This is a genomic window from Streptomyces sp. NPDC041135 (assembly GCF_055592085.1).
The window spans coordinates 17,055-29,826 of sequence record NZ_JBVIYZ010000039.1 but is presented as its reverse complement, the minus strand read 5'-3'; the positions used below and the strand labels follow the sequence as shown (position 1 = coordinate 29,826).

At 69.7% G+C, this 12,772-nt stretch carries 11 protein-coding genes and 2 pseudogenes; 6 read left to right on the top strand and 7 right to left on the bottom strand.

Annotated features, from left to right (window positions below):
- Positions 1–472 precede the first annotated feature (472 nt).
- Entirely contained in the window at positions 473–1,291 is an 819-nt protein-coding gene (locus ACZ6CZ_RS35620; RefSeq protein WP_469029785.1) for an alpha/beta hydrolase, read from the top strand.
- Positions 1,292–1,713: 422 nt separating this feature from the next.
- Complete coding sequence (locus ACZ6CZ_RS35615) at positions 1,714–2,268, top strand: hypothetical protein (RefSeq protein ID WP_469029782.1); 555 nt, start codon at positions 1,714–1,716, stop codon at positions 2,266–2,268.
- Positions 2,269–2,277: 9 nt separating this feature from the next.
- On the opposite strand, the pseudogene ACZ6CZ_RS35610 reads toward ACZ6CZ_RS35615, so the two are convergent.
- The 3 genes and pseudogenes from ACZ6CZ_RS35610 to ACZ6CZ_RS35600 form a co-directional block, all read right to left on the bottom strand.
- Positions 2,278–2,592: pseudogene (locus tag ACZ6CZ_RS35610) on the bottom strand (NF041680 family putative transposase); the annotation flags it as partial.
- Positions 2,593–2,642: 50 nt separating this feature from the next.
- On the bottom strand, positions 2,643–2,825 hold the full coding sequence (locus ACZ6CZ_RS35605) for a hypothetical protein (protein WP_469029780.1): 183 nt from the start codon (positions 2,823–2,825) through the stop codon (positions 2,643–2,645).
- Between the two features lie 42 nt (positions 2,826–2,867).
- Positions 2,868–3,362 (bottom strand): hypothetical protein, encoded by a 495-nt coding sequence (locus tag ACZ6CZ_RS35600; RefSeq protein WP_469029777.1) that lies wholly within the window; start codon positions 3,360–3,362, stop codon positions 2,868–2,870.
- A gap of 852 nt (positions 3,363–4,214) precedes the next feature.
- Here ACZ6CZ_RS35600 and ACZ6CZ_RS35595 point away from each other — a divergent pair.
- Positions 4,215–5,128 (top strand): annotated as a pseudogene (locus ACZ6CZ_RS35595) (IS5 family transposase).
- Here ACZ6CZ_RS35595 and ACZ6CZ_RS35590 read toward each other — a convergent pair.
- Positions 5,118–5,498, bottom strand: coding sequence for an Imm32 family immunity protein (locus tag ACZ6CZ_RS35590; protein WP_469029775.1), 381 nt, complete (start codon positions 5,496–5,498; stop codon positions 5,118–5,120). The pseudogene ACZ6CZ_RS35595 and the gene ACZ6CZ_RS35590 overlap by 11 nt on opposite strands.
- Positions 5,499–6,022: 524 nt before the next feature.
- Positions 6,023–7,483 (bottom strand): MFS transporter, encoded by a 1,461-nt coding sequence (locus ACZ6CZ_RS35585; protein ID WP_469029772.1) that lies wholly within the window; start codon positions 7,481–7,483, stop codon positions 6,023–6,025.
- 107 nt (positions 7,484–7,590) lie between these two features.
- On the opposite strand from ACZ6CZ_RS35585, the gene ACZ6CZ_RS35580 reads away from it, so the two are divergent.
- Positions 7,591–8,310, top strand: coding sequence for a TetR/AcrR family transcriptional regulator (locus ACZ6CZ_RS35580; RefSeq protein ID WP_469029791.1), 720 nt, complete (start codon positions 7,591–7,593; stop codon positions 8,308–8,310).
- 280 nt (positions 8,311–8,590) lie between these two features.
- Here ACZ6CZ_RS35580 and ACZ6CZ_RS35575 read toward each other — a convergent pair whose 3' ends face one another.
- Positions 8,591–8,761 carry a hypothetical protein gene (locus tag ACZ6CZ_RS35575; RefSeq protein WP_469029770.1) on the bottom strand — a complete coding sequence of 57 codons (171 nt, stop codon included), beginning with the start codon at positions 8,759–8,761 and terminating at the stop codon, positions 8,591–8,593.
- 158 nt (positions 8,762–8,919) lie between these two features.
- A complete protein-coding gene (locus tag ACZ6CZ_RS35570; protein WP_469029767.1) occupies positions 8,920–9,045 on the bottom strand; it encodes a hypothetical protein in 126 nt (41 codons plus the stop codon).
- 930 nt (positions 9,046–9,975) lie between these two features.
- Between ACZ6CZ_RS35570 and ACZ6CZ_RS35565 the strand changes: the two genes are divergently transcribed.
- Positions 9,976–11,742 carry a hypothetical protein gene (locus tag ACZ6CZ_RS35565; protein WP_469029765.1) on the top strand — a complete coding sequence of 589 codons (1,767 nt, stop codon included), beginning with the start codon at positions 9,976–9,978 and terminating at the stop codon, positions 11,740–11,742.
- Complete coding sequence (locus ACZ6CZ_RS35560; protein ID WP_469029762.1) at positions 11,729–12,085, top strand: hypothetical protein; 357 nt, start codon at positions 11,729–11,731, stop codon at positions 12,083–12,085. The genes ACZ6CZ_RS35565 and ACZ6CZ_RS35560 overlap by 14 nt, the downstream gene beginning before the upstream one ends.
- The last annotated feature ends 687 nt before the right edge of the window (positions 12,086–12,772 follow it).

The window sequence follows — 12,772 nt, the reverse complement described above, 5'->3', positions numbered from 1 at the left end:
CCGCTGGAACAGATCCCACAACTCGTCCGGCACCAGCCGTTCAACGATCCCCACCACAACCGACAGCCTACTCAGCCAAATGAGATGACCTCTAAGGACGGAATCCGCCGGAACGTTGGCCATAAAGGCGAGTTTCGCTCATCCCGGCGTCGGATGCGGCCTCTTGTGCCGGGACCCGGACCAGCATGAAGAGCACGCGCTGCACACCGTTCCCCGGATGCCCGACGGGGACCCGAGCAACGGAGGGAGACGCAGATGATCATCGATCCGCGCAACTGGTTCCCCTTCTGATCCGCCCACGGCCGAAGGCCGCCGGGTCGCCGCCCGCGACCCGGCGACCGCCCCCAACCCGAACCCACAACGAGAGGTTCCCGTGTCCCCCGTCCTCCCGCGCGAAAAAGTACGGTTCACCAGCGGTGACACGACGTGCGCCGCTTGGCACTACCCAGGCGTCAACGGTGGCTGCGTGATCATGGCGGGCGGGACCGCCGTGACGAAGGAGCCCGCCTCGAACCTCTTCGCCCGGCGCTTCAACGACGCCGGCTTCGCCGTCCTGGCCTTCGACCACCGCCGCTTCGGGGAGAGCGGCGGCACCCCGCGCCAGGTCGTCCGCTTCGCCGAGCAGCGCGCCGACTGGCGAGCCGCGATCGACTTCGCGCGCGAGCTGCCCGACGTCGACCCAGCAGGGGTCTCCCTGTGGAGTTTCTCCCTCGGATCCGGCCACATCCTTCAGGTGGCGGCGGAGAACGCGGGTCTGGCGTCGGTGATCGCGCAGTCGCCGGTCGTCGACGGCCGCGCCCTCGCACCCAACGCGCTGCGCGCCATGACGCCCCTGGCCGTGCTGCGGCTCATGGGTCTGGCGGTCGCGGACGTGCTCGGCGGTCTCGTAGGACGCCGTCCGCTGCTGATCCCCGCGGCCGGCGTACGCGGTGACGTCGCCGCGCTCACCACCCCCGACGCGATGGACGGAGGCCGCGCCCTGGACCCCGGCCAGCGTCACTCGGGCTGGGAGCAGACGGTCGCGGCGCGGATTGCGCTCCACATGGGCCGGTACCGACCCGGCCTGCAAGCCTCCCGGATCCGGTGTCCCCTCCTCATGGTGGTCTGCGACCAGGATCGGAGCACGCTCCCCGGCCCTGCTCTGCGAGCCGCCGTGGCGGCTCCCGACGCGGAGGTGCTGCACGTCGAGGGCCGGCATTACGCCCCGTTTCTGGCGGCTCACGAGGAGGTCGTCGAGGCGGAGATCGCCTTCCTGCGCAAACATCTGGACGGACGCGGCCGGACCGCCTAGAGGTTGGCGAGGAGGCTCGGCTCGCAGCAGCTGAGCTCACCTCTGTCGGTCAGAAGGGCCTCACCCACAACTCTTGACGATTGCTCCTACTCGTCGAGGGTGAGTGCAGTCCACGGTCTACCGCTTCGCGATCGACGCGTAGTTCAGGGCAGTCGGTGCCGACTGGCAACTTCGGTCTCTCCGGTCCCTCATGCTGTGCTGTGAAAACGCTCTGACCTACGGATTCGAAGACAGGGACTGAACTTGTCGTTCAACATCCGGCGTCGAACAGGTGGGACCCGCAGTGGCAGGCTGTGGTCGTGGAAAATGCGAGGGGCGACCAGCCAAGACCGCTGTCGACGTGCTGGCTTTACTGGATCGCCGTACCGACCGGGGATCAGGCGGGAGTCATTGCCTGTCTGAGTCTTGCCCGACCCGTACCCGTGACGTTCGACGAGGCCGAGGCTGTCATCGACGGGGACGGACACGGAGAGGCCGAGGACAATCCGGATGGAATGGCCCGGGTGTACGTGAGTCCTGAGATTGAGGGATGGACTCTGGTGATCGGCCCGTGGTGCGATCCATGCGATAGCGACAGAAGCGACGAAGTGCTACGTCTGTGTGTCGACCTCAGCTCCCGCTACGGAGCCGCGCAGGCGTACTACTTTGGTACACAGAACGACGGTTCGGCCTGGCTGATCGCGGAGCACGGGGTCGTGGTGCGGCGGTACTGCGAGACCGGTGAGGCCGAGGACGGACTCCTCACGCTGGGACAACCCCTTGTGCAGGAACAGGCCGAGCGGGAGCGGCTCGGCCTGCCCCCCGCCTGGGACGAAAGCGAGCGCAACGGTGAGGCCGAGGAGGAGTGGAAGTGGCGGGCGTTCGACATGGCCCCCGAGATCGCCTCGGCTCTGGGCATCAGTCCGCTCGCTCTGACCGCGGCGATGCGAGTACGCGGCGTCGGCGTTCTCGCGGAGACACCTGTTCCCAGTGACTGAGCGGTGCGTTCAGATCTCCGTAGCGGTCCTTCTCAGTTTGGTCCCCTTCTTGTGGTGGGCGGGCCGGGCGTATGCCTCGCCGGTGGTCAGGACTCTGCCGACCTCGTAGCGGGCGGCGGGCTGATTGTTCTTGCGGCCGGGTGGCCGGCCCGGTCCGGGGCGGGTGAGTTTCGGCGCCTGCGCTGGTGAGGGAGCCTTCATGTGCAGGTTCCGCAACCCGCGCCGGACGCGGGCGGGGGTGAGCTGGTTCGGTTCCGTCGGCCGCTCCCAGGGGTGGCGCAGGTCGGCGACGAGCGGGCGAGCGAGACGGAGTTGGGCGTGGGCGATGCGGATGGGCGCAGCAAGGGAGGGGACCGCCGGGGCGGCTGGAATGGTTACCTGATCGGCTTCATCATCTCGGAGCGGATCCGGAGAGTGGTCCTGGCGGCGGTCTTCAGGTCGATGTTCATCGTGGTGGCGAAGGTCATGTCCGCCACCCGGGCCCAGGTGTTGCCGTCCGCCCAGACACAGACCGGGTAAGTGAGCGTCGACCGGTCGGCCCAGGTCCGTGTCAGCACCTCGCAGTCGACCCTGATGCGGGCGCCGGACGGGGTGACCTCCTACGGCGGCACGAGTACCTTCGCTTGGGTGCTACGGGCGCTGTTGCCCGCCAGCACGCGGGCGCCCACCCGGGCGGTATTCCTGAACCGGCCGTACATGCCGTCCACGATGAGCCGTCCCCGGTCGCCGTCGCCCGGGTCGGCCTGGTAGACCGCGACGACGCCGTGGACGGCCTCGGCGTCCCAGTTGTGCCGCCGGTTCCTCTCCAGCGTCCGGCCCAAGGTCGGGGAGTCGTCCGTGGTCAGCTTGTAGCGGCCGCTGAGCAGTGTCCCCGGCACGGTCAGGGCGTAATCGGCCCTCGGGTAGCTGCTCTCGATCTTCTTTCCTACCAGTACCAGCGTCGCCAGAAGCGCGACGATCAGGAGGAAGATCCCACCGATGATCAAAGCCATGAGGCCGACCCGGCTCTTCTCCGGTGTGGGCGTGGGAGGCAAGGCGCCCCAGGGGTGGAAGGGCGTCGGATAGGGCGACTGCGGCGCTGGAGGCATGGACACGCCAGAACGGTGCTCGACGCCGGCGAGAGCCGATGCGGACCCTTCAGCGGGCATCGTCAGTTCACCCAGTGCAACACCAGTGCCGTAGTGGCCAGTCCAGGGCACGCGCAGCGCATTGCGTGAGCGACGCCGAACGCGCTCTTGAAACTCCTAACAGAATGGATCGAAGGTGGGATGGTGAGCCGGGTGACGATCTCTCGAAGCCGTTGCCACGGTGGACGGCTGTCGCCTGGGATCCGTCCAAAGGGAGGACTTGCCAGCCCATGTATGTCCGACCGCGGGCCAGCTGGTGCCCGGGGTGCCTAGGCTGTCACCGCTCGGCCGGACCCTCCTTGTCTGCGAGGATTTAGATTTGATACTGGATATATTCATCAATGGCGTAACGTATCATTCTGCGGAATGGCCGGTTGCTCGGCGAGTCATCGACGAGGTTTGCGGGAAAGTGGACAAGGGTGGCGGATCGGCCGTCAATCCGGCAGACAAGGGTGAGATTTCTGCCACGTTCACACTGTCCAGTCATCGTGTGAACGGAATCGAGGCGTTGCGGAACTGTGATAGCTGTCTGCATGTCGCTGTAAATCGTCAGACCGGATATGGCGCCCCGAAGTGGCTCCTTCCTTCGGGTTCCACCGTTTCGGTCGATTCCGCTATCGCCGAACATGTATGGATTTCCAATAACCCCACACCGCCTGACGTGGATCCATGTGTGATATCGGAGCCGAACCTATCAATCTATTATCATCCGCAAAGCGCATTGCTCATTTCTGCAGTTCGAGCCGCGACGGAAGAATTCCGTCAGACCGTGTTTGAGATCTGCCGTCTCCCGTTGCCAAGGCGGTCGTTGAATCCTCTGTGAGCGGTGTTGGGGGTGGGTATCCGTCGGACCTGACTGATGAGCAGTGGGCGCTGGTGGAGCCGTTGCTGCCGCCGGCGCGGGTGGGTCCGAAGGGTGGTCGGCGGGAGAAGCATCCGCGGCGGCGGATCGTGGATGCGATCTTGTACGTGGTGCGGACGGGGTGTGCCTGGCGGCAGCTGCCGAAGGGCTTCGCTCCGTGGCCGACGGTGTACTGGTACTTCACGTGGTGGCACGACGACGGCACCGTGGAGCGTATCCATGACGCCCTGCGCGGCCAGGTCCGCGAGGCCGACGGCCGCGACGCGGAGCGGAGCGCGGGCCTGATCGACTCGCAGTCCGTCCGCACCGCCGACTCCGCACCGCCGACACCGTCCCCGCTTCGACCAGGGGATTCGACGCGGGCAAGAAGGTGAAGGGCCGCAAGCGGTTCATCGTCACCGACACCCTCGGACTGCTGCTGGCCGTCCATGTCGTCGCGGCGAGCGTCCAGGACCGCGACGGCGCGAAGCGGCCGTTGCTGTGGACCAGGCTCGACCATCCCGGTGTCCGGAAGGTCTGGGCCGACCAGGGCTTCGCCGGCCGCTTGGTCGAGTGGGTCGCACAGATCCTCGGCCGCGATCTGGAGATTGTCCGCAAGGCCCCTGACCAGCGCGGTTTCCAGGTCCAGCCCAAGCGGTGGGCGGTAGAGCGCACCTTCTCGTGGCTTACCGCCCACCGGCGCCTCGCCCGGGACTACGAGACCAGCCCGGCCCACTCCGAGACGATGATTCGATGGGCCATGATCGGCGTCATGGTCCGCCGCCTTACCCGAGGCCGACCGGCAACCCGACCAGGCCCACGATCGCTCTCCCGCACTGAGGCGCACGGGCTCAACCGCGGTGCGGTCGAAGGCTCGTGGCTCACTTCATGAACGCGATCACCAGCGGGTCCGACTCTGGCGCGACGTAGTCGCATGTCGGGGAGTCGACGTGGCAATGATCGCTTGCGCCCGCCTCGGAGGCGAAGCCCTCAAGGTTGTCGGCGAGGAGGTCGAGAGCTTCCCGCCCTCCCTTGATCCTCAGAACCTGGGCTTCCGTGACGATCGAAACGGTGGCCCGCTCCGGATCCTCCCGAAACGCGATCTCCGACAGCGACCTCTCGTAGGGAGAGGGGCACGGGTTCTCCGAGAGATCAAAGCTTCCGGCCTTCCCCCGCAGCAGCTGCCCGAACGCCAGCAGTCCTTGACGCGTCCCGGAGAGCTCAAGCTCTTTCGTTTCCCCGCTGTACAGAACCTGCAACATCACATCCCCTCCAACCCGCCGATCGTACCGATCACCAAGAGGAATTGCCCCGCTGGCCCTTCCGCGGCGGTCGGGTCTGCGGCTCTGTGGCAGACCTCAAACGCGGTCTGAACGGGATGAAATAAGCGAAACGGATTGCAGTGTTCCAAAGGGGCCCGGCCTGCCTCGGGCCGGAAGACGGTGCGGTATGACGGCGCGGCCTGTGCTGCGGCGGCAGTGATCAGCCGATGTCTCATGCCCGTGCATGCGCGCGCTGTCGGCCCGTGGCGGGTTCATGGAGGAGCTGGCGGCCTGGGTCTTACTGTCCGGCAGCCCCCGGGGTCTGAGTCACGTTGCCGCCCCGCTCCCGCACCACCTCCAACAAACCCGAAAACCGCGCCGACCGCAGCCCCGTGAATGCCTCCCCTTCTCGGTCCGACATCCCGTCACCGAGCCGGTCCGCCGCGCGCTCCGCGCCCTGCCCAACGGACGCCCTGGCGTCCGGCCGCCACACGTGTCGTTTGCACAGCCCTGGCCGCAATGGCTCAGGCTGGTTCCTCGACGGAGTGGGAGTCGGTGAGCGTGAGTGCACCGCCTGTCGCAATCAGGCCTACGATCACCGCGAGTACGGCGTACGTGATCCGCTCGCCGTGGAAGAAGGAGTGCACGAGGTCGCTGCTCCACACGCCTGCGGGCAGTTGGGTGGTGACCAGTGCGGCGATCAGGGTGCCGACGACGGCGGTGCCGACGCTGGTTCCGACCTCCTGGGCGGTGTCGTTGAGGGCGGTGCCGATCGAGGTGCGGTTGGCCGGCATCGCGTCGACCAGGGCGATCGCGCAGATCGTCATGACGGTGCGCAGCCCGATCGTCATCACGACCATGGAGGCGGCGATGGCGGCGTACCCGTGGTCGACGCCCCAGGCGAGGCCGGCCAGGGCGGCGGCCAGACATCCCGCGCCGACCAGGCAGGCGACCCGGTGTCCGAATTGCTTGCCGAGCCATTCCGACAGCGGTGTCGCGACGATCATGGTCACGATGATTGGCAGATTAGCGAGACCCGCTCGCACAGGGCTCCAGCCGTAGGCGTACTGGAAGTGGAGGATCAGCCCGAACATCACGCCGGCCATCGCGATGGACGTGCCGATCTGGGCGATGGCCGCGCCGCGGACGGTCCCGCTGGAGAAGACTCTGAGGTCAAGCATGGGCGTGGCGCTTCGGCGCTCGTGCCACACGAACGCGACGCCGGCGGCCACGGCGCCCAGGATCGATGTGACGGTAGCTGAGGAAAGCCAGCCGTGCTCGACGCCGCTGGTCAGGGAGTAGCAGGCCAGGCCAATGGTGAGGACGCTCAGGACTGCGCCCGGCAAGTCGAGCCGGTCCTCGGTCAGGTCCTCGGGCCGGTCGGCGGCCACCCCGAGGCGCACGCCGATGGCCGCGACCAGTGCGATCGGCGCGTTGACCACGAGCAGCCACTCCCAACGCACGTGGGCGAGGGCTGTGCCGCCCAGTAGCGGGCCGAGCGCGAAGCCGGACATTCCTACGACGATCATCAGGGTCATCGCGCGCATGCGCAGCGCCTGGTCGTCGAAGAGCCGGAAGACGAGGGAGTTGGTGATGGGCGCCATGGCTGCGGCGGCAATGCCGAGCCCGGCGCGCAGCGCGATGAGCTGCCCCGCGGAGTTGACGGCGACGACGCAGAGGCTGAGCAGCCCGAACGCGGCGAGGCCGACGAGCAGCACGCGCCGTCGCCCGAGCCGGTCGGCGAGCGACCCTGCTGTGAGGAGGAGGCCGCCAAAGGTCAGCGAGTAAGCGCCGGTGACCCATTGCAGGGCGGTCGTACCGCTGCCGAGGTCGCGACCGATGGTGGGCAGTGCGATCGAGAGCAGCGTGTTGTCGACCATCTCGACGAAGAAGGCCAGGCAGAGCGCGGCCAGGGGGATCCAGGCCGCGCGCAGCGACGGATAGGTACGGCTTGAAGGTGGAGCGGAATCGGTGATGGCGGTCATGGCCGGCCCCTTTCCGAACGCCGTAACGAACGACGTTCGATGTTGGAACGAGGTTCGATGGTAGAACGCTGTTCGATGTGGAGGCAAGCTGTGATTGGATGGATGCCATGACAGGCCCGCGCACGCTTCCCACCAAAGGCTCTCCCCGCGGGCGCAAGCGTGCTTCGCACTCGCTGGATGCCGTCCTGGGCGCCGCCGTGGCCCTGCTCGACGAGGCCGGCGCACCGGCACTGACGTTCCGCGCGCTCGCCGCCCGTCTCGGCACTGGCGTCGGCACCATCTACTGGTACGTCTCGAACAAGGACGAACTGCTCGACCGCGCCACCGACCACGCGATCGGCGAGGTCCTGGCCCTCGTGGAGGCGCAGCCAGAGAGCGACGACCCGATCGCCGACCTCCGCGCGATGGCCATCTCGCTCTTCGACGCGATCGTCGACCGGCCCTGGCTGTCTGCGTACTTCATGCGCAACACCGACGTACAGGGCAACTCGCTGCGGCTGTACGAGAAGCTCGGCCAGCAGACCCTCCGCCTCGACCTCACGCCGCGGCAGCGGTTCCACGCAGTGTCCGCCATCACCAGCGTTGTCGTCGGCACGGCCGCCGACCTGGGGGCGGAGCTCCCGCAGGACGTGCTCAAGGGCAATCTGGACCGCGACGCGTACCTCGACCGCTTCGCCGAACAGTGGCGATCCCTCGACAGCGCCGAATTCCCGTTCGTGCAGCAGATCGCCGACGAATTCGCAGGGCACGACGACAGGGACCAGTTTCTCGCCGCGCTGGAGCTGACTTTGTCAGGCCTCCGCCTTCAGGCCCAGCGGCTCCCTTGATCTGGACCGACGAAGGCACAGCGCCCGCCGCCTTTCCGTAGGCCGCGCGGAGGGTTCGGTCGTTTGATGCAGAGCGTCAGCCGGTCCGTGTCACGGCGGTGTGCAGTTCGGGTACGCCGCTGGTGCGCGGTCGCCGCTCGGCGAGTTCGGTGACGATGCGGCGGATGGCGGGCCGGTCGCGGACTGCGCCTGGGCCGGCCCGGTAGGCGTCGAGGAGGCACGGGCGGTCTGTTCGGGCCGTTGCCAGGCCCACCACGCGCGGGCCATGCACGGACGCCCGCTAGACGGCCGTCGAGCGGCCCGGCACCGGGCGGGGCGACGCGGGGTTGCGGGCCAGTGCGTCGTCCAGCCCCAACAGCAGGGCGGCCGGTCCGGCGGCCGCCGTGGCGGTAAGCAGCGCACGGCGGCGCACGGGGTCCTCCTCGGCGTCGCGCAGACTGGTGTGATCCAACCGGTCGCCCGCAGCAGGAGTGCATACGCCGTTTGAGGCGGGGCCGACCCCGCAAACTGCGTCTGTCGGCCCGCCAGGGTGCTCCCGCCCCCGAGTTTGCATGGCCACGGGTTCACGGCCGCCTGGGCCGCCCGCGGTACGGGCAGGCGGCTGACCGTTCACGCGAGGTTCCGGCCGAGGCTGGCGAGCAGGTCGTCGGCGGCCACACGGAGGGCCTCACCGTCGACCAGGGCGAGCGTGGGGACGGCGGCGGTGAGCCGTCCGGTCGCCAGGAGATGGGCCACGAGGTCAGCGGCTCGCCCGTGGTCGCCCCGCATCGCCATGCCGTACGCCTGACGGGCCGGCTCCCGGGTCTCGGGAGCGGTACCGACGAGCGCTGCTACTACGGCATCTCGGTGGAACCTCCTGCCTGACCAAGCCGTCCGCGCGCACGGCGAGCCGCCCGGCCCCTTTCCCGTCCGCGCGTCCGGTCCGAGCGACCCTCGGCGAGAGGCCCGTCACTTCGGCGAGCTGACCGGGACGGCGACGGCCGGCCCGCGGCGCCGACCGGCGCCTCGGTGGCGCGAAGAGGACAGGTACCAGTCGACACCCGACACGACATCCACTCGTCGGTGAGCGGGGAGGTGGTCCAGGTGAACGCCGACGTCGTCGACAGCCCAGGGGCTGGCGGACACCCGCCGAGGTTTTCGAAGAGCAACTACGCTCGCTGCAACAGCCCAGTGCTGCAACGACTGGTTGAACCCGCCCAATATACGAGCGGGCGGTTCACCGAAGATCTGCGGCTTGAGGGCAGCAGCCCCTCGGTCGGCAGCGTCCAGCTCGTCACGGACCCGGATCGCGAGGTCCCCTTCGGGAACGCGGCCCGCGCCGCCCGCACCGTCTCCGCCGGGATCTCCCCAGATCCCTTCGGCTGCACCGACATCCGCACTCACCCCATACGACAACGTCGGCCTTCAGGACCACAACCGGTTCTTGCCGGCCGACGTCACGCAAGGCCCCGAACCGACCAACAGCATCGTTTCGGCCGGAGCGGGGCCCGTCCGCCGTGGTGCGCGCGCGTTCCCGATCCCGGCGCCGGACCGCGGCCGGGCGGCGGTCCCGGACCCCGTCCACCGCCCCTGGCATTCCGGTTTCGCCGCCCCTGCCGGACCCCTATGCTGATGGTTTGCCAGTTGCACTGCTGGCGAGGTCTTTCCACGCATCGGGGGAGTGGCGTGAGCACCGCACACGTGCCGCAGCAACCACAACCGACACCGGCGGGCGCTCCGCCGGCACCACCGCCCGCCCCGCCGCACGCCAGCGAGGCGACCCGGCTGCTGTGCGCGGGCGCCTACCTGGACTCCGGTTACCGCGACCGGGTCATCCAGGAGCTCCACCTCAACGAGCAGCGGATCGTGGCACCCTCGCTCGGCTTCGACGCGGCCCGCGTCCTCGCGCACGCCCTGCGGGCCCGGCGCCAGGAGTTGATGTGGGCCGGGCTGATCCTGGGCCTGTGGGTGATCGGACTGCCGCTCAGCGGCGGCCTGATGGCCGGCTTCCTCGGCCCCAGCCTGCTGCTCGCCGTCGCCTCCTGGGTCCGCGGCCGCCAGGCGAACCCGCCGCTGTACCGGCTGCTGGCCGCCTTCGTCCTGCGCTGGTGGGGCCGGATCATCTTCGGGCTGTTCCTGACGCTGACCCTCCTCGCCGCGTTCGGCGTCGGCTCGGACGACACCCCGTCCTACGACTCCTCCGACTCGTACGGCTCCTACGACGCGTACGGCGACTCACCCTCCCCCTCCGACCTGCTGTTCCCGGGCACGGGCGGGATCAGCGAACTCGTCGGGATCGGGCAGGCGTGGGCCACGCTCGTGCTGTTCGGAGTCATCGCGGCGTGCGTCGCGGCCCAGCGGAATCAGTTCGCCCGGGTGATGGCCGGCGAACTGTCCCCGCAGCGCTTCCCGGACGCCGCTGCCGACCCCGCGGAACAGGACGAGGGCCACAGGTTCCGGCGGCTCAAGGACCGCATCCGCGTCGAACAGCACGCGCCGCTGGTCATGTACCACGAGGCGCGCCCCTTCTGCGGCGCGGGCGCCGCCTACGACACCTGGGTCCTCGCGGTCGAACTGCGGCCCGACGAGGACAAGGAGCAACGCCCGCTCGGCAATCGCGTCGTCCTTGAGGCGATCCGGCCGCTCGTCGAACAGCTGCGGCTGCCCGCCGAGTACGCCGGCCACCTGGGCCGCGACCGGCTGCGCTGGCTGGAGATCGACGAGTGCGTGTTCCTGCCCGCCGAGGGACTGCGCCGGCGTGACGAGGCGCCGTACCACCCGCAGGCGTACGAGGACCACCGGGCCCGCGCGGTCGAGGAGGGCGCCGAGAAGCGCCGGCACTTCCTGCGGGTGCGGGTCGGCGGCTGGGAGGAGGAGCTGGTGGTCACGGTGTTCGTGCGCATCCACACCCAGGGCCGCATGCTCATGCTGGAGATCGCCCCGCACGTCCTGTTGCCGGTGCGCGAGGACTTCAAGGACGCCGACCGCACGGCCCACCGCTTCCGGCACAACAGCGTGATCGGCAAGGCCGCCTGGGCCGTCACCCGGGTGCCCGGGTCCGCTGCGCAGGCCCTGATCAGCCTGGGCCGGGGCCTGCTCTACGCCTGGCGGCTGCTCACCGGCGGCTACGCGGGCGCCCTGCCCGACGGACCGAGCCTGTCGGTGAGGGAGCTGGGCTCCGCGCCGGTCGGGTCCCTCTTCCAGGAGATGGACGTCGTCCGCTACCTCCGCGGCATGCAGGACCGGATCGCCAACGGCGTCAAAAGGGCCTTGGAGGACGCCGGCTACCAGACCGGCGAGTTCGTCCAGAAGATCGTCAACATCAGCAACGACCTGAACGTCGCGGGCAACGTCGTCGGCAGCACCTTCGCCGTCGGCAGTCACGCCTCCGCCTCCTCCACCACCGGCGGCAGCGCGCCGCAGAAGGGAACCGACACCGATGGCCACGGATGAGCCGAACGTCAGCATCGGCGGCGATGTCTCCAGGAGCACGTTCGCCATCGGCAGCCACGCCCGGGCCGTCAGCCACCACGGCACGGCCCCGCGGCGCGACGAGGCCGCCGAGGAACTGCTCCGGGCGGTACGCGAGCTGCGCGCCGACCTCACGAGGGTGCGCGCCGGCGAGCGGACGACCGCGCTGGACGCCGAACTCGCCGCGACCGAGGACGAGATCACCCGTACCGGCCAGGCCGCCCCGACCCGCCGCGAGCGCCTGCGGGAACTGCTCGCCGACTCCCAGGCCCTGCTCGGCGTCCTCGCGTCGGCCGGGGCCGTGGCCGGCCTGCTGGGGATGTGAGAGGGACACCATGAGCGGGGGAGCGCGGTACTGGAACGAGGAGACCCAGCGGTGGGAGGACGGCGACAATCCCGGGCCGGCGGCCCGGGTCACCCCGCCGCCGCCGGCCCGGCCGCACTTCTCGCCCCCCGTCTGGCCCCCCGCTGACCCCAGGACGCCCGGTCAGCCGGGTCAGCCCGGCGAGCCGGTGGACGAGGGAGGCACGCGGGGCGCGGAGGATCCAGCGGACCCGGGTCTGGGGGCCGCGGCGGGTGTCGGAACGGCAGTGGGTCCGAGGGGCCCGGAAGGCCCGGTGGGGGCGGAGGTCGCTGAGGAGACCGGCGGACCGGGGTCGGCGGGTGAGTCCGGAGGACCCCGGTCCGCGGCGCAGCCCGGCGAGGCGGAACCCGTGGGGAATCCCGGCGCGTCCTGGTCCGCGGGAACGTTCGCGCGGGGCGGGGCCGAAGCAGCCCCGCCGCGGCTGCCCGGAGTCCCGGGGCCCGCCGTCTGGCCCCAGGCCGGCGGCCCGGGCACCTGGCACGGGCCGGGCGCGGCGGCCCCGACGTCTGACATCGGTGCCGGGTGGCCGACGCCCCCGACGTCCGACACCGGTACCGGCCGACCGGTGGCCCCGGCGTCCGACACCGACACCGCGGCCGGAGCCGACACCGTCCGTCCGGCGCCGGGGATGTCTGTGCCGGCCGGTCC

What these genes read in the sequence shown, in the direction of transcription:
- ACZ6CZ_RS35620 (WP_469029785.1), top strand. Translation starts at nt 473, where the DNA reads ATGGCGGGCGGGACCGCCGTGACGAAGGAGCCCGCCTCGAACCTCTTC.
- ACZ6CZ_RS35590 (WP_469029775.1), bottom strand. Translation starts at nt 5,498, where the DNA reads ATGTTGCAGGTTCTGTACAGCGGGGAAACGAAAGAGCTTGAGCTCTCC.
- ACZ6CZ_RS35585 (WP_469029772.1), bottom strand. Translation starts at nt 7,483, where the DNA reads ATGACCGCCATCACCGATTCCGCTCCACCTTCAAGCCGTACCTATCCG.
- ACZ6CZ_RS35580 (WP_469029791.1), top strand. Translation starts at nt 7,591, where the DNA reads ATGACAGGCCCGCGCACGCTTCCCACCAAAGGCTCTCCCCGCGGGCGC.
- ACZ6CZ_RS35560 (WP_469029762.1), top strand. Translation starts at nt 11,729, where the DNA reads ATGGCCACGGATGAGCCGAACGTCAGCATCGGCGGCGATGTCTCCAGG.